This window comes from Pseudomonas sp. CIP-10, from assembly GCF_020911845.1.
In the GTDB taxonomy this organism is placed as follows: domain Bacteria; phylum Pseudomonadota; class Gammaproteobacteria; order Pseudomonadales; family Pseudomonadaceae; genus Aquipseudomonas; species Aquipseudomonas alloputida.
In genome coordinates, this window is the sequence record NZ_CP087160.1 from 4,359,569 (window position 1) to 4,375,792 (window position 16,224).

General features: G+C 64.1%; 14 protein-coding genes and 1 pseudogene. 3 read left to right on the plus strand and 12 right to left on the minus strand.

Annotated elements, in window-relative coordinates; genetic code table 11:
• Positions 1-10 precede the first annotated feature (10 nt).
• A complete protein-coding gene (locus LMH93_RS19690; protein ID WP_003247153.1) occupies positions 11-538 on the minus strand; it encodes a YceD family protein in 528 nt (175 codons plus the stop codon).
• Between the two features lie 96 nt (positions 539-634).
• On the opposite strand from LMH93_RS19690, the gene LMH93_RS19695 reads away from it, so the two are divergent.
• On the plus strand, positions 635-1,213 hold the full coding sequence (locus LMH93_RS19695; protein WP_070096885.1) for a Maf family protein: 579 nt from the start codon (positions 635-637) through the stop codon (positions 1,211-1,213).
• A 321-nt stretch (positions 1,214-1,534) separates the two neighbouring features.
• Here LMH93_RS19695 and LMH93_RS19700 read toward each other — a convergent pair whose 3' ends face one another.
• From LMH93_RS19700 to rluC, 3 genes are read right to left on the minus strand one after another with little or no spacing between them, the layout of a single operon-like run.
• Positions 1,535-2,524, minus strand: coding sequence for a S49 family peptidase (locus LMH93_RS19700; RefSeq protein WP_004576624.1), 990 nt, complete (start codon positions 2,522-2,524; stop codon positions 1,535-1,537).
• 6 nt (positions 2,525-2,530) lie between these two features.
• The gene (locus LMH93_RS19705) at positions 2,531-3,205 is read right to left on the minus strand and encodes an HAD family hydrolase (protein WP_004576623.1); all 675 of its coding nucleotides are present in this window, start codon (positions 3,203-3,205) and stop codon (positions 2,531-2,533) included.
• A gap of 3 nt (positions 3,206-3,208) precedes the next feature.
• Positions 3,209-4,165 carry a 23S rRNA pseudouridine(955/2504/2580) synthase RluC gene (rluC, locus tag LMH93_RS19710; protein ID WP_003247149.1) on the minus strand — a complete coding sequence of 319 codons (957 nt, stop codon included), beginning with the start codon at positions 4,163-4,165 and terminating at the stop codon, positions 3,209-3,211.
• A gap of 797 nt (positions 4,166-4,962) precedes the next feature.
• Here rluC and rne point away from each other — a divergent pair.
• Positions 4,963-8,238, plus strand: coding sequence for a ribonuclease E (gene rne, locus LMH93_RS19715; RefSeq protein WP_230064477.1), 3,276 nt, complete (start codon positions 4,963-4,965; stop codon positions 8,236-8,238).
• Positions 8,239-8,658: 420 nt separating this feature from the next.
• Here the strand turns inward: rne and murB are convergent, their stop codons facing one another.
• From murB to LMH93_RS19755, 8 genes are all read right to left on the minus strand, one after another.
• Positions 8,659-9,678: a UDP-N-acetylmuramate dehydrogenase gene (gene murB / locus LMH93_RS19720; RefSeq protein ID WP_230064478.1), complete on the minus strand. Its 1,020-nt coding sequence runs from the start codon at positions 9,676-9,678 to the stop codon at positions 8,659-8,661.
• Entirely contained in the window at positions 9,675-10,139 is a 465-nt protein-coding gene (locus tag LMH93_RS19725) for a low molecular weight protein-tyrosine-phosphatase (RefSeq protein WP_004575950.1), read from the minus strand. The genes murB and LMH93_RS19725 overlap by 4 nt, the downstream gene beginning before the upstream one ends.
• Positions 10,139-10,903 (minus strand): 3-deoxy-manno-octulosonate cytidylyltransferase, encoded by a 765-nt coding sequence (gene kdsB, locus LMH93_RS19730; RefSeq protein ID WP_003247143.1) that lies wholly within the window; start codon positions 10,901-10,903, stop codon positions 10,139-10,141. Before kdsB ends, LMH93_RS19725 begins: the two co-directional genes overlap by 1 nt.
• Positions 10,900-11,085, minus strand: a complete 186-nt coding sequence (locus LMH93_RS19735; RefSeq protein ID WP_003247142.1) for a Trm112 family protein — start codon at positions 11,083-11,085, stop codon at positions 10,900-10,902. Before LMH93_RS19735 ends, kdsB begins: the two co-directional genes overlap by 4 nt.
• A gap of 44 nt (positions 11,086-11,129) precedes the next feature.
• Complete coding sequence (gene lpxK, locus LMH93_RS19740) at positions 11,130-12,131, minus strand: tetraacyldisaccharide 4'-kinase (protein WP_014859650.1); 1,002 nt, start codon at positions 12,129-12,131, stop codon at positions 11,130-11,132.
• On the minus strand, positions 12,131-12,565 hold the full coding sequence (locus LMH93_RS19745) for an ExbD/TolR family protein (RefSeq protein ID WP_014859651.1): 435 nt from the start codon (positions 12,563-12,565) through the stop codon (positions 12,131-12,133). Before LMH93_RS19745 ends, lpxK begins: the two co-directional genes overlap by 1 nt.
• Complete coding sequence (locus LMH93_RS19750; RefSeq protein WP_003247132.1) at positions 12,562-13,197, minus strand: MotA/TolQ/ExbB proton channel family protein; 636 nt, start codon at positions 13,195-13,197, stop codon at positions 12,562-12,564. The genes LMH93_RS19745 and LMH93_RS19750 overlap by 4 nt, the downstream gene beginning before the upstream one ends.
• A gap of 155 nt (positions 13,198-13,352) precedes the next feature.
• Positions 13,353-15,569, minus strand: a complete 2,217-nt coding sequence (locus LMH93_RS19755) for a DNA internalization-related competence protein ComEC/Rec2 (protein ID WP_230064479.1) — start codon at positions 15,567-15,569, stop codon at positions 13,353-13,355.
• A 142-nt stretch (positions 15,570-15,711) separates the two neighbouring features.
• Here LMH93_RS19755 and LMH93_RS19760 point away from each other — a divergent pair.
• A pseudogene (locus LMH93_RS19760) lies at positions 15,712-16,218 on the plus strand (DUF2062 domain-containing protein); the annotation flags it as partial.
• Between the last annotated feature and the right edge of the window lie 6 nt (positions 16,219-16,224).

Here is a 16,224-nt window from a genome sequence, read left to right on the forward strand (position 1 = left end):
TGATTAACTCCTAAACGTTTGGGTCACGCTTTAACTGCGCCAAAACACTGAACGGGTTGGACCGCGATACCTCGTCCTTGCTCGATTCGGGCTCGTCTGCGCCCGCCGGCTGCTGGCATTCTTCCGGATGATGAGCAGGCACGATTGGCAAGGCAAGCAAAAGCTCCTCCTCAACCAATGCCTGCAGATCCAAAGGATCTTCGCCCAGTTCCAGCACGTCATAGCCTTTCGGCAACGACTGGGTATTCGCACCCTCCTTCACCACGGCGTATGTACATTCGCTGTGGACCGGTAGGGTGACCAGCTCAAGACAACGCTGGCAAACCATCTTGACTTCGACGTCCAGCTCGCTGTGGATTACCACCACGTGCTGTTCATCTCGTTCAAAATCGAACTTCGCCTGCACCGTACCGACATTGTCGGAAAGCGGGTCGCAGAGTCTTTCCAAATCAGCGAGTTGCAGCGAACCGTTAAGGGTTACGCCACGATCGGCTAATTTGCGCGGGTCAACGTGAGGTGGAATCGGGTCATTCAACATAGGCGCAGCATTCTAGGGATGCCCCCCGCCCCTGTCAAAGGAAATTAGGCGGCATCGTGCGTGATAGAATTGGTTCAACCGAACCCGGAGTCTACCATGCTTCCTTTGTTACTGGCTTCCAGCTCTGCCTATCGCCGCGAACTGCTCGCTCGCCTGCACCTGCCCTTCACCTGGGCAAGTCCCGATATAGACGAGCAGCGCCGGCAAGACGAGCCAGCCGTTGAGCTGGTACGCCGCCTTGCCAGGCAAAAAGCCGAGGCCTTGGCGGGCAGCCATCCCAGGCACCTGATTATCGGGTCGGACCAGGTAGCTGTGTTGGGCGAACAGGTGCTGGGTAAGCCGCACACCTTCGAGCGGGCTTGCGAGCAACTGCTGGAGTGTAGCGGGCAGCAGGTGAGCTTTCTGACTGGGCTGGCGCTGCTGAACAGCGCCACCGGGCAATGCCAGGTGGATTGCGTGCCGTTTACCGTCACGATGCGCGAATTGAGCCGCGAGCGCGTGGAGCGTTACGTCGCGACGGAACAGCCGCTGGATTGCGCAGGGAGCTTCAAGGCGGAGGGGTTGGGGGTGAGCCTGTTCCAGAGCACCCATGGGTGCGATGCAACCAGCCTGATCGGGCTGCCACTGATTCGGCTGGTGGATATGCTGACCAAGGAAGGGGTGGTGGTTCCGTAGCCTGGCTGGAGATTTTGGCGCCCGACGGATCGAGCGCCGCCGGGAGGGTGAACGTTCGGGGATATTGGCCGGCAGGTCCGGCCTATTCGCGGGTAAACCCGCTCCTACAACGGGCGTGGCGACACCAGCTCATGCTCGCGAATGCGATGGTGCTGCGACGGTGAACGGCCGGGGGATATTGGACGGCGGGTCCGACCCATTCGCGGGCACACCCCACAACAGCACATGGCGACACCACCGATTGTTGTAGGAGCCCCGATCGATGAGCGCGCCGCGCGGGCGGCGCTCGATCTGCCAGACACCACAAGAACTGCGACGAACTCAACGCAACTGCGGCCCCTGGAACCCCATCCACATCGCCAGGTGCTCAGCCACGCTGGCACCCACGCGCTTGGAGAAGCGATCGAAAGGCGACTCCTGAACGGTGAAGTCCACCAACTCCTTCTCCCCCACGATCTCACGCGCCACATAGCTGGCACTGCCCAAGCCATCCACCAGCCCCAGCGCCTTGGCCTGCTCACCCGACCAGATTAGGCCACTGAACAACTCCGGGTGCTCCTTGTCCTTCAGGCGCTCGCCCCGCCCCTGCTTGACCATGGCGATGAACTGCTGGTGCGTGGTATCCAGCACGCCCTGCCAGAACCGGGTCTCTTCTGGTTTTTCCGGCGAAAACGGATCAAGGAACGCCTTGTGCTCACCCGATGTATAGGCACGCCGCTCGACCCCAAGCTTCTCCATGGTACCAACAAAGCCATAACCCGCCGCCGTCACCCCAATGGAACCCACCAGGCTGGCCTTGTCGGCATAGATCTCGTCCGCCGCACTGGCGATATAATAGGCACCGGAAGCCCCAAGGTCGGCGATCACCGCATACAGCTTGATGGCGGGATATTCGGCACGCAGGCGACGGATTTCGTCATACACGTAACCCGCCTGCACCGGGCTGCCACCCGGGCTGTTGATGCGCATCACCACAGCCTTGGTCTTGTCGTCCTTGAACGCCTCTCGCAGGCTCTTGACGATGTTATCGGCGCTGGCAGCCTCCTGATCGGCAATCACCCCCCGCACCTCGACCAACGCGGTATGACTGGCACTGCGCGAAGCGGCCTTGTCCATGTCCATCAGCGGCGAGAACAACGCCAGAATGCCAAACAGGTAGACAAAGGTCAGCAGCTTGAAGAAGATCCCCCAGCGCCGCGACCGTCGCTGCTCCTGCACGCTCGCCAGCAAGGTCTTTTCCAGGAGCTTCCAGCTGTTGCGCTCTTCGCGCTCCCCGGGCTCAGGCTCAGGGGCTTTCCATTCGTCTGCCATGCTTACCTACCTTGGAAGTGGAATTGCGGAACCACCCAGCCACTCGCGCAACTGGGAAAAGTGATCGATACACACCTGCGGGCCAAACTCGGCCAGCGCCTGCAGCGACATGGCACCATAGCCAACCGCCACCGAATGCATGCCGGCATTGCTGGCCATCTGCAGGTCGAATGCCGAATCTCCGACCATCAGCGCACGCGACGGTTCGACGCCACAATGCCCGAGGATTTCCTCAAGCATCAGCGGGTGTGGCTTGCCACGGGTCTCGTCAGCGGCACGGGTGATGTCGAAGAACCGCTCCCAGCCATTGGCCTTGAGCACCCGATCCAGCCCGCGACGAGCCTTGCCGGTGGCCACCGCCAGGCGGTAGCCCTCGGCGCGAAAGGCATCCAGCGACTCGACCACGCCATCGAACAGCGGCGAAGGTTGCTGATCCAGTGCGACGTAGACATCGGCATAGTGCTGGCGGAAGCTGGCAACCTCTGCGGGCACCAGGTGCGGGTACAAGGTGTGGATCGCCTCGTCCAAGGCCAGGCCGATGATACCCTTGACCGCATCATCGCTGCTCTGTGCCTCGCCGGCACGCTCTGCGGCGACATTCATGGCCTCGACGATACGACCAATGGAATCGGCCAGGGTGCCGTCCCAGTCGAAGATCAGTAGCTCATAGCCTTTTTTCATGGGTCAGGACGCACTCAGACGTTCAACGGTTTTCGCCCATACCTCATCCACAGGCGCCTCGAGCTTCAACTCGCCACCGTCGGGCAGCGGTACAGTCAACGCGTAGGCATGCAAGAACAGGCGCTTGCCACCCAGCTCGCGAATTTCCCGGCTGAAGTCTTCGTCGCCGTATTTGCTGTCGCCTGCGATCATGTGCCCGGCATGCAGGGTGTGCACGCGGATCTGATGGGTACGACCGGTGATCGGGCGCGCCTCGACAATGGTGGCAAAGTCACCAAAACGGCGCAGGACGCGAAACAGGGTCAGCGCCTCCTTGCCTTCATCGTTCACTTCGACCATGCGCTCGCCGGAACGCAGGTTGCTCTTGAGCAACGGCGCGTTGACCTGCTTTTTCGAGGTTGGCCAGTGGCCGCGCACCAGCGCCATGTAGCGCTTGTCGACACCATCGCCGCGCAGGGCGGCATGCAGGTGGCGCAGCATGCTGCGCTTCTTGGCGATCATCAACAGGCCAGACGTGTCGCGATCCAGGCGGTGCACCAGCTCCAGCTCCTTGGCGTCCGGGCGCAACTGGCGCAGCGCCTCGATCACCCCGAAGCTCAGGCCACTGCCGCCGTGCACGGCGATGCCGGCCGGCTTGTTCATCACGATAAGCGCTTTGTCCTCGTAGACAATGGCGGCTTCCAGACGCTGCAGCAGGCCTTGGGCCACCGGCGCCGGCTCGTCTCGTTCCGGCAAGCGGACGGGCGGAACGCGCACGATGTCGCCGGCCTGGATCTTGTACTCCGGCTTGACGCGGCCCTTGTTGACCCTCACCTCACCCTTGCGCAGGATGCGGTAGACCAGTGTCTTGGGCACGCCCTTGAGGGCCGTGATGAGGAAATTATCGATGCGTTGGCCGGCAAGCTCCGGCGCGACTTCGATCAGCTGAACGCCGGAAGTCGGAGGGGTATTGGTCGTCATTGCGAGATCATAACAATTTTTTATGGAATTGAAGCACTTAATCATTGCTGCTATAGTCGCGAACGCCGCCAAAAGCGGCAGGCCAGCGGCACCAGGCTCTTTGCCGGTCCTTGACCTTCGCAATTCTCCAGGACGCGAGGCCGTCCTACGGGGTTTTCGCCAGTTTACCGAAATGCCTGGAATCGCCACCAGCGCCGTGTAGAGAAGACCGAAAAAAAACGACAAGTGCGGTGTTTCACCTGCTTACCCGATTCTTTTCGCTGCACCTCTGCCCGCGAGTCGCTTCCACGCATCGCCCGGCGAATGCTTCGGAAATACCTGCCTTGGACATGAATGGCGCCAGCGCAGAACCAGCGCTGGCGAAAAATGCAACCCGTTGCGGATTCAGCGCGCGGCAGCACCCGAATTATCAGGGATACGTGCAGGGTGGAGATGCACAGCCCTCGGACCGTGTAGCACCGCGTCCGGCCACCAGCCCACTGACGGCTGGTGAGCGGATAAGGTCCTGAACAGATGCCCTCCGGGCGTCCACGGCTGACGGTTGATTCCTCCTCCTGACTGAGTGCACAAGGCCCGCTTGGTTGATTCGGATACCTATTCGAAGCCATCGGGGCCTTGTTGGCACCGCAGCAAACAGGACGCGTCGTCGCGACAACGGCAGGCTGGGCAACCGGCTGGTGCCGAACGTCGCTCGACACGGGGGTGGCCCGGCCACCCTTTGCGCACCTTGGCACCGACCATGAGACGTCGTGTGTGCCGAACGCCGTTTCCGGCAGCCCGGAAACCGACGGTACAACATGAAAAGAATGCTGATTAACGCGACTCAACCCGAAGAGTTGCGTGTAGCCCTGGTGGACGGCCAACGTCTCTACGACCTGGACATCGAGTCCGGCGCGCGCGAGCAGAAAAAGGCCAACATCTACAAAGGCAAGATCACCCGCATCGAACCCAGCCTCGAAGCCGCCTTCGTCGACTTCGGTTCCGAACGTCACGGCTTCCTGCCGCTGAAAGAAATCTCCCGCGAGTACTTCAAGAAGGCCCCAGAAGGCCGGGTCAACATCAAGGAAGTGCTCAGCGAAGGCCAGGAAGTCATCGTTCAGGTCGAGAAGGAAGAGCGCGGCAACAAAGGCGCCGCCCTCACCACCTTCATCAGCCTGGCCGGCCGCTACCTGGTGCTGATGCCCAACAACCCGCGTGCCGGTGGCATCTCGCGCCGCATCGAAGGCGAAGAGCGCAACGAACTGCGCGAAGCCCTGAACGGCCTGACTGTACCGGGCGACATGGGCCTGATCGTGCGCACTGCCGGCCTTGGCCGCAGCAGCGAAGAAATGCAGTGGGACCTGGATTACCTGCTGCAGCTGTGGACCGCCATCAAGGAAGCGTCCCTGGACCGCGCCGCGCCATTCCTGATCTACCAGGAAAGCAACGTCATCATCCGCGCCATCCGCGACTACCTGCGCCAGGACATCGGCGAAGTGCTGATCGACAGCATCGACGCCCAGGAAGAAGCGCTGACCTTCATCCGCCAAGTGATGCCGCAGTACGCCAGCAAGGTCAAGCTGTACGAAGACAGCGTGCCGCTGTTCAACCGCTTCCAGATCGAAAGCCAGATCGAGACCGCCTTCCAGCGCGTGGTCGACCTGCCGTCCGGCGGTTCGATCGTGATCGACCCGACCGAAGCCCTGGTGTCCATCGACATCAACTCGGCGCGCGCCACCAAAGGCAGCGACATCGAAGAAACCGCCCTGCAGACCAACCTGGAAGCGGCCGAGGAAATTGCCCGCCAGCTGCGCCTGCGTGACATCGGCGGCCTGATCGTCATCGACTTCATCGACATGACCCCGGCGAAGAACCAGCGCGCTGTTGAAGAGCGCGTGCGTGAATGCCTGGAAGCCGACCGCGCCCGCGTGCAGGTTGGCCGCATCTCGCGCTTCGGCCTGCTGGAAATGTCCCGTCAGCGTCTGCGCCCATCGCTGGGCGAAAGCAGCGGCATCGTCTGCCCACGCTGCTCCGGCACCGGCATCATCCGCGACGTCGAATCGCTGTCGCTGGCCATCCTGCGCCTGATCGAAGAAGAAGCCCTGAAGGACCGCACCGCCGAAGTACGTGCTCAAGTGCCGATCCCGGTAGCCGCGTTCCTGCTGAACGAAAAGCGTAACTCGATCACCAAGATCGAGCTGCGCACCCGTGCGCGCATCATCATCCTGCCGAACGACCACCTGGAAACCCCGCACTTCGAAGTCCAGCGCCTGCGCGACGACAACCCTGAAGTGCTGAACAACCAGTCCAGCTACGAAATCGCCGCCGCCGAAGCTGAAGAAGCGCCGCAGCCGACCGCCACCCGCACCCTGGTACGCCAGGAAGCCGCAGTGAAGACGGCCCCGGCCCGCGCCAACGCACCGGTACCGGCCGCCGCTGAAGAGCCCCAGCCTGCCGCCCCGGTCGCCCCTGCCCCGAGCGCTCCGGAGCCAAGCCTGTTCAAAGGCCTGGTGAAGTCGCTGGTGAGCCTGTTCGCCGGCAAGGACGAGCCTGCCGCCGCGCCAGTGGTGCCCGCCGCCGAAAAACCGGCTGCCGAGCGCAGCCCGCGTAACGAAGAACGCCGCAACGGCCGCCAGCAAAGCCGCAACCGCAACGGCCGCCGCGACGAAGAACGCAAACCGCGTGAAGAGCGTGCCGAGCGCGCACCGCGCGAGGAACGCGCCCCACGCGAAGAACGTGCACCGCGTGAGGAACGTGCCCCACGTGAAGAACGTGCACCGCGTGAGGAACGTGCCCCACGTGAAGAGCGTGCACCGCGTGAAGAACGTACTCCGCGCCAGCCACGCGAAGACCGCCGTAGCAACCGCGGCGAAGAGCGCGTTCGCGAGCTGCGCGAACCGTTGGACGCCACCCCGCCAGCCGAACGCGAAGAGCGCCAGCCGCGTGAAGAACGTGTAGCCCGCGAAGAGCGTGCTCCACGCGAAGAACGCGCACCTCGCGAAGAACGTGCGCCACGTGAAGAACGCGCACCGCGTGAAGAACGTGCTCCACGTGAAGAACGCGCACCGCGTGAAGAACGTGCTCCACGTGAAGAGCGCGCACCTCGGGAAGAACGCGCCCCACGTGAAGAGCGCGCCCCGCGCCCACCACGCGAAGAACGCCAACCACGCGCTGCCGAAGAAGCAACCGAGCAGGCTGCCGAACTGGCCGAAGAGCAACTGCCAAGCGAAGAGCTGCTGCAAGACGAGCAGGAAGGCACCGATGGCGAGCGCCCACGCCGCCGCTCCCGTGGCCAGCGTCGTCGCAGCAACCGTCGTGAGCGTCAGCGCAATGCCAATGGCGAGCTGATCGACGGCAGTGAAGAAGAAGGCAGCGAAGAGCAGCCACAACAGCACCAGGCCACCGAGCTGGGTGCCGAACTGGCTGCCGGCCTTGCCGTGACGGCTGCTGTCGCCAGCAGCAACATCAGCTCCGACGCAGAAGCCCAGGCCAACCAGCAGGCCGAGCGTGCTACTGCCGAAGTCACTGCCGTTGCAGAAACCGACAACAGCGAAGCCGCCCAACCGGTCGAGCAGGTCGAAGCGGTCACCAAAGCTGAAGAAGCGTCCGTGGCCCCAGCGGTCGAGCAGCCGGTCACCGAGCCAGTGGCCGCAGCCGAGGCAACTGCCGAGCCTGTGGTCGAAATGGCCCCGCAGCCTGTCGCTGAAGATGCACCTGCTGTTGAGCCGGTCGTAGTTGCAGAAACCGTGGTCACTGAAACTCCAGCAGAAGCCCCAGCGGTAGAAGCCGGCGAGATCGAACAGGCCCCGGCCGAGGTCGAAGTCGCTCCGGTTGCCGCACAGCCTGCCCCGGTTGTCGAAGCCCAGCCAGAAGTGGTGGCCGAGCCTGCACCTGCGGTGGTCGAACCTGCACCTGCAGTGGTCGAACCTGCCACTGTCATGCTGGCCAACGGCCGTGCACCGAACGACCCACGTGAAGTGCGTCGCCGCAAGCGGGAGGCCGAGGCTGCTGCCAAAGCGGCACAGGAAGCTGCTGCAGCTTCCCAGGAACCAGCCCTGGAAGCCGCCGATGAGCACAAACCTCATCACGGCTGATAGCCAAAGCTGAATGAAAAAGCCCCGCCAGTGCAAACTGGCGGGGCTTTTTTTGGTTTGCCTGACGGGCCTCTTCGCGGGTAAACCCGCTCCTACAATGGCCTGTGTCCAACCCCCCGATGTGTGTCCACCACCGATCAGCGTGTAGGAGCGGGTTTACCCGCGAATACGGTAGCGGCGGCAACGGTGAACGGCGGGTGGAAATTGGCCACCAGGCCCGGCCCTTTCGCGGGTAAACCCGCTCCTACACGACGGCCTGCGCCCAATCACCGATGTGTGTCCATCCCCGATCAGGTGTAGGAGCGGGTTTACCCGCGAATACGGTAGCGGCGGCAACGGTGAACGGCGGGTGGAAATTGGCCACCAGGCCCGGCCCTTTCGCGGGTAAACCCGCTCCTACGGGGGTTCACAGCCGGCAAATCAGTAAAGATTAGGCTCCATCTCCAGCTCAACCCCAAACCGCTCGAAGATATCCGCCTGAATCTTGCGCGCCAGCGCATGCATCTGCGCTCCGCTCGCATGGCCATAGTTGACCAGCACCAGCGACTGCAAGCGATGCACGCCAGCATCACCGTCACGATGACCCTTCCAGCCCGCCTGCTCAATCAACCAGCCCGCGGCCAGTTTCACCTGGCCATCCGCTTGGGGGTAAGCCACAACCGCGGGATACTGCGCACGAATTCGCTCGACCAGATCAGCCGTTACCACCGGGTTCTTGAAGAAGCTCCCGGCATTGCCAAGCTCTACCGGGTCTGGCAGCTTCTCGCGGCGAATGCTGCAGATTGCATCGCTGATCGCTTGCGCGGTCATCTCGGTCACACCCTGCTCAGACAGACGATGGCGCACCGGGCCATAGTCCAGATGAGCGTGCAGGGTGCGGGTCAAGGCAAAGCGCACACGCAGGATCAACCAGCGGCCGGGATTGCGCTTGAAAAGGCTGTCGCGATAGCCGAAAGCACATTCCGCCAAACTGAAGTCACGCAGCGCGCCCGTCTCACGGTCCAGGGCTGTCAGCCCGGCGAATACGTCCTTGATTTCCACCCCGTAAGCGCCCACGTTCTGCATCGGCGCAGCACCCACGGTGCCGGGGATCAGGCTGAGGTTCTCCAACCCGCAATAGCCCTGCGCCAGCGCCCATTGCACAAACGCGTGCCATGGCTCACCGGCCTCGGCTTCGACCACGATACGCTCGCCATCGTCACTGAGCACACGCCGACCGCGGCTGGCCATGTGCAGCACCAGTGCATCGATATCGCGGGTCAGCAGCAGGTTGCTGCCACCCCCGATCACCAGTACCGGCAAGCCCCTCTGCTGTGCCTGGCCCAGTGCCTGACGCACCTGCTGGTCGTCCTGCACCTGGCTGAAATAGCGCGCCTTCACGTCGATGCCGAAGGTATTGTAAGGCTTGAGCGATACCTGCTCCTGCCACTGCACTGTCATAGACGCCCCTTGATTTCCAGTACCAGCGCCTGGCAAGCCGCTTCCACCAGGTCCAGCACCTGCTCGAAGCCGTCGGCGCCACCGTAGTACGGGTCTGGCACTTCATCCAGGGCTGCACCGTAGCGGCGCAGGAACAGGTCGAGTTCGCCCACTGCCGTGGACGGGCGCAGGGCGCGCAGATCGCGCAGGTTGTGCTCATCCATGGCCAACACCAGATCGTATTCGGCGAAGTGCGATGCCTTGACCTGTTGGGCGCGTTGCTGCGACAGGTCGTAACCGCGCGCCAGCGCCGCCTTGCAGGTGCGGCTGTCTGGCGCCTTGCCGACATGCCAATCGCCGGTGCCGGCAGAAGCCACCTGCACCTTGTCAGCGAGCCCGGCGGCGTGCAATTGATGGCGCAGCACGCCTTCGGCGGTAGGCGAGCGGCAGATGTTGCCCAGGCACACGAACAGGACGCGCATCAGGCCTCCAGCAAGCGCCGTACGCGCTCCAGATCCTCAGGGGTGTCGACACCCACGGCAGGCGCCTCGATGGCGTCCTCGATGTGAATGCGTACGCCGTGCCACAGGGCACGCAGCTGCTCCAGCGCTTCAGCCTGCTCGAGCCAGCATGGGCCCCAGCTGACGAAGTCGTGCAGGAAGCCGACACGGTAGGCGTACATGCCAATATGACGGCGATAGGGCACCCCTTCCGGCAGCACGTCGCGGGCCTTGGCAAAGGTATCGCGGGCCCAGGGCAGCGGCGCTCGGCTGAACGTCAGGGCCAGGCCGTTCTTGTCACTCACCACCTTGACCGCGTTCGGGTTGAACACGGTTTCCGGTTCATGGATCGGCTCGGCCAGGGTGGCGATACCGGCTTCCGGATGCGCCGCCAGGTTGGCCGCCACCTGGTCGATGATCACCGGCGGGATCAGCGGCTCGTCGCCCTGCACGTTGACCACAATGGCGTCAGCCGGCAACCCTAGGTACGCGGCCACTTCGGCCAGGCGGTCAGTGCCCGATTCATGATCGGCACGGGTCATCAGCACTTCGGCACCGAAGGCCTGGCAGGCTTCGAGGATGCTGGTGTCGTCGGTGGCGATGACCACACGGCTGGCACCGCTCTTGCGGGCCTGCTCCCACACATGTTGCACCATTGGCTTGCCGGCAATCAGCAACAGCGGTTTGCCTGGCAGGCGGGTGGAGCGCAGCCGGGCGGGGATTACTACCGTAAATTCCAGGCTCATTTGTCAAGACGCTCGTCGTCGGTCAGGGTGCGTGCCTCGCTTTCCAGCATGACCGGGATACCGTCGCGAATCGGGTAGGCCAGGCCAGCGCCTTTGCTGATCAGCTCGGTCTTGTCGGCGCTCAGCTTGAGCGGGCCCTTGGTGATCGGGCAGGCCAGGATATCAAGCAGTTTGGTGTCCATTGGAGGCTTCCTTTAGGCCAGGTGGCCGGAAATTGAAAACGGGCTCAGGGTTTGCGCAACAAGCGTTGCAGCTGGTTGTCGAACCAGGCGCTGAAAGCCGGCGTAGGCTGCGCTTCGACGGCCAGGTACCACCAGTCGTCAGCGGCAAAGGCCCGGCATTTCACCGCGTCCTTCTCGGTCATGACCAGCGGCAGTGGCGGGCTGAAAACCAGGCTCCGGGCACTGAACTGCGCATGGTCGGCGAAGGGATGCGGCACCGGCTGCCAGTTTAGCCCCAGCAGGGTGTTGAAGAAACGTTGCGGGTTGCCGATACCGGCCACCGCATGCAGGCGCTGGCCGGCGGGGAAATGGTCGAGCGCACGGCGCTCGCCAGTGCGCACGTTGACCAGGGCCGACGGCTGCAGGCGGAAACCAAAACCCTCGGTGCGGTCTTCGCTGGCGCCGTTGAACAGCACCGCGTCAGCCTCACGCAAGCGGTCGGCCGGCTCACGCAACGGCCCCGCCGGCAGGCAGCGGCCATTGCCCAGGCCGCGGGCAGCGTCGATCAGCACCAGTTCCAGGTCACGGGCCAGGCGGTAATGTTGCATACCGTCGTCGCACAGGATCAGGTCGAGGGGTTCGCTGGCCAGCAATGCCTGCACGGCCCGGGCGCGATCCGGGTCGATCATCAGTGGCACGCCGGTGCGTTGCACGATCAGCAGCGGCTCGTCGCCCGCCTCATCGGCCGGCTGATCGGCCTGCACCCGCCAGGGCAGCCGTGGAGGCCTGGCACCATAACCGCGGCTGACTACGCCCACCTTCAGCCCTTGCTGGCGACAGTGTTCGATCAACCAGAGAATCATCGGCGTCTTGCCGGTGCCACCGACGGTGATGTTGCCCACGACAATGACCGGTACCGGTGCCCGGTAGCTGGCACTGTCACCCCTTAGAAAACGTGCCCGCTTGCGCGTGACCACGCGGCGATACAAGGCCTCCAGCGGACGCAGCAGCGCCAGCGCCGGATGCCCGGCGTACCAGGCAGCGAGCAAGCGGTCGGCGAACGCCATCAAGGCGTGCCCTGGGCCGCCTCGACGGTGGTCATGCGCAACTGGCTGAAACCGAGCTTGCCGGCAGCATCCATTGCGGTGACCACAGCCTGGTGCGGGGTCTTGCCGTCGGCGCTGATGGCCAGCGGCAGCGTGTTGTCGCCGCCCGACTCGCGCGCTATGGCCTCGCTCAGGGTGGCCAGGTCGCTTTTGGGCAGCAGGTGGTTGTTCACCGAATACACGCCTTCGGCGCTGATGGTGATTTCCACCAGCTTGCCCGGGTCGGCCGGCGCCGGCTCGGCGCTGGTGGCTTCGGGCAACTCGACGCGCAGTTGCGTTTCGCGGGTGAAGGTGGTGGTAACCACGAAGAACAGCAGCAGGACGAACACCACGTCGATCAGCGACGCCAGGTTGATGTCGACGTTCTCCCGCTGGCGATTGCGCCGGAACTTCACGCCTTGCCTCCGGCCACTTCCACTTCACGGTCGCCCTGGATCACTTCCACCAGCTTGATCGCCTCCTGCTCCATGCCGACCACCAGCTCATCGATGCGGCGCAGCAGGAAGCGGTGGAAGAACACCGCCGGGATACCGACCATCAGGCCTGCCGCAGTGGTGACCAGGGCCTTGGAGATACCACCGGCCAGCACGGCGGCGTTGGCGGTCATCTGCGAGCCCATGAAGGCGCTGAAAATGTCGATCATGCCCAGCACGGTGCCCAGCAGGCCCAGCAGAGGCGCCATGGCGGCGATGGTGCCGAGGGTGCTGATGTAGCGTTCCAGTTCGTGGATGACGCGCGAGGCGGCCTCCTCGATGCACTCTTTCATGATTTCACGACCATGGCGCGAGTTGGCGAGGCCCGCTGCCAGGATTTCGCCCAGTGGCGAATCGGCCCGCAGCGCCTTGAGCTTGTCACTGGTCAGTTGCTTGTCCTTGATCCACATCCACACCTGGCCCAGCAGGTGGGGCGGGGTGACGCGGCTGGCACGCAGGGTCCACAGGCGCTCGACGACGATAGCCATGGCAACGATGGAACTCAGAATGATCGGCAGCATCATCCAACCACCGGACTTGACCAATTCCCACACAGTAAACGCCCCTTCGGAAAAAGGCCGCCACTCTACCATAGGCGCGCCGAGGGCTCATCTGCCGGAGGTCAGGGAATTAGGCTGTCGGGCTACCGGGTCGGCCCTCTGGGCCGTGCAGTACCTGTGGCAGCGGCTTTACCCGCGAAAGGGCCAGATCAGCCACCCCCCACATCACGCCAGAATCGCCGCTGTCGGCGCACACCCTCAACCTCCCCATGCCGCCCCAGCACCAACCGCAATGCCCCCTCCACTGCCGTATCATGCATCACCACCCCATGCCGCTTATACCGCTCGACCACCTGCACGTGGGGGTGCCCGAAGCTGTTGTTGCGCCCCCGCGAAATCAATACCCCGCGCGGTGCGGTAGCCCGGACGAACGCCTCGGTGGACGAGCTGCGACTGCCATGATGCGGCGCCTGCAGCCAGTCGATACGCGGCACTTCAGTGTCCGCCAGCCAGGCCCGTTCGGCAGCAACTTCCATATCCCCCGCCAGCAGCAAGCGCTCGCCCTGCGCCTCGACCAACAGCACACAGGAACGGTCATTACTGCTCTGCCCGTCCACCCAGCGCCACAACGAAAAACGCACGCCATCCCAGTCCCATTGCTCGCCACTGGCACAAGGCTGCAACGGAACATCAACCAGCGCTTCCCCACCGATTATCCGCCTGATCGGCAAACCACGCGCAATGGCCTCGGCCCCGCCCGCATGATCGGCATGCGCATGGCTGATCACCATCACGTCAAGGCCGCCCACCCCCAGCTTGCGCAAGGTTGGCAGCACCACGCGTTCCCCCAAGTCGCTTTCCCCCCTGGCCGGCCCGGCATCGTAAAGCAGGCTGTGATGCCGCGTACGCAAGAGCACCGCCAGCCCCTGGCCGACATCCAGCTGCCAGACCTCGATTTGGCCAAACGGCACCGGCTCCCTGGGTACCCACAGCGCCAGCAGCATCACCCCTCCCAACCCGCGCAGCGGCACACCACGAGGCAGCAAAAGCAACAGCGCACCCAGACATACCAGCAGCCAGGCCCACCACGGCAGGGCCGGCGGCACCCATGCCGGGCGCTGTTGCGCCACCAGCGCCAGCCCGCGGAACAGCACATCCAGCAGGCCACCTGCCAGCCAGAGCAACGCCTCGCCAACGCCCGCCAGCGGCAACATCAGCGTGCCCAACAACGCCAATGGCAAGACCGCCAGGCTGACCCACGGCACCGCCACAAGGTTGGCCAGCGGTGCACTGAGGCTCACCGGCAAGCCGGTGGCCAGCAACACCGGCAGCAAGCCGACGGCGATCACCCATTGCGCTCGTGTCCAGGCCTGCCAGGGCCGCCAACCCCCCAACCGGGCACTGAAGCAGTAGATGAGCGTGGCCACGGCGGCGAACGACAGCCAGAACCCAGGCAGCAACGCCGCCAGTGGCTCGAATACAAGCACAGCGACCAGTGCAAGCAGCAACGGAAAAAAAGCGCCAAGGTGGCGAAAGCGCAGACGCCAGAGCAGCACCACGGCCAGCATCAGGCAGGCCCGCTGCACTGGCACCCCACCACCCGCCAGCCAGCCGTAGGCCAGCGCTGCGGCCATGGCCAGGCCGCAGGCCCAGGGTAACCACGGTAGCCTTGCCGGCCATAGCCCCCAACGTGCCAGCCCGGCGACCAGGCCATAGAGCAAACCGGCGACCAGGCCGATGTGCTGGCCGGAAATCACCAGCAGGTGCACCGTGCCGGTGGCCTGCAACGTCTGCCAGTCCTCCCGGGCCATGCCCGCACCGTCGCCAAGCACCAAGGCCACCAGCGCTGCCTGTCGGCCATTGGCTTCGACCATCAGCAAGCGCTGACGCAGCGCATCGCGCCAACCACCGGCCACTGGCGCCAGCAACTGCCCCGCCTTGACCGTACCCGTAGCCCCCACCCGTCGCGCCAGCAACTGCGCTTCCCGGTCAGGCCCGTGCGGGTTCAGCAGCCCGGCCGGGCGTTGCAAGGTCACCGCCAGCCGCCACTGCTCGCCCGCCCGCAGCGGCGGCCCATCGAACCAGCTCAGTTGCAAACGCTGAGGCAGTTCGGCCCGCCGCGAGCGTGGCGCTTCCAGCTCGAAACGCACGCCTTGTGCAGTGCGGGCCGGCAAACCCGCCACCCGCCCCTCCAGCCACAAGGTGCGCCCCTCCAGGCCGGCAGCCAGACGATCATCAAGGGCCTGCTGAGCAGACCAGCACGCCCAACACAAGCCCAGCAGAAACCATCCCAACGCCCATACGCGGGTAAACAGGCTGCCGACAGCGCAGGCTGCCAGGGTTATCAACCATCCGACCGATGGCAATGCGGGCAGAAAGCCCAGGCACAACAGCCCGAGCGCGAGCGCAAACATCCCTGTGCGCATGAGGTAGAGCTCCAGAAGGCGAGTCACCTCCTGAGGCATAGCTCAATTGCCGGCATCGCTTGCTCAACAATTGTCACAAACTCTAAACGAGGCGGAGCAGGATTAAGGGCATACTGCCAGGGTCAACGCTCCGGGAGCCTACATGCCGCGCCGACTTTTCAAACGCTACATGCCGGACCCGACCAGCATTCGGGAACACAAGTCCTTACGCTTTTTCGGCAAATTGCTGCACGACCCCAACCTCTGGCACCTGAACCGCCATTCGGTGGCCAGAGCCATGGGTGTGGGCCTGTTCGCGGCGCTTATTCCCATCCCGATGCAGATGCTGCTGGCGGCGGCCCTGGCGATCCCGGTGCGCGGCAATCTGCCGGTCGCCGTCAGCCTGGTGTGGCTGACCAACCCGTTGACCATGCCGCCGGTGTTCTTCGTCACCTACATGACCGGTGCCTGGCTGATGCAGGTACCGCCGCGCACCCTGCCCGACGAGCTGACCTTCCAGTGGATCACCGACCAGCTGTCGACGCTGTGGCAACCCTTCCTGCTCGGCTCGGTGGTGTGCGGCGTGGTGCTGGGCATCCTTGCCTACTTCACCACCATGTTCTACTGGCGCTGGTGGGTGGGCCGGCAGTGGCGTCGTCGCCAATGCCGGTGCAAG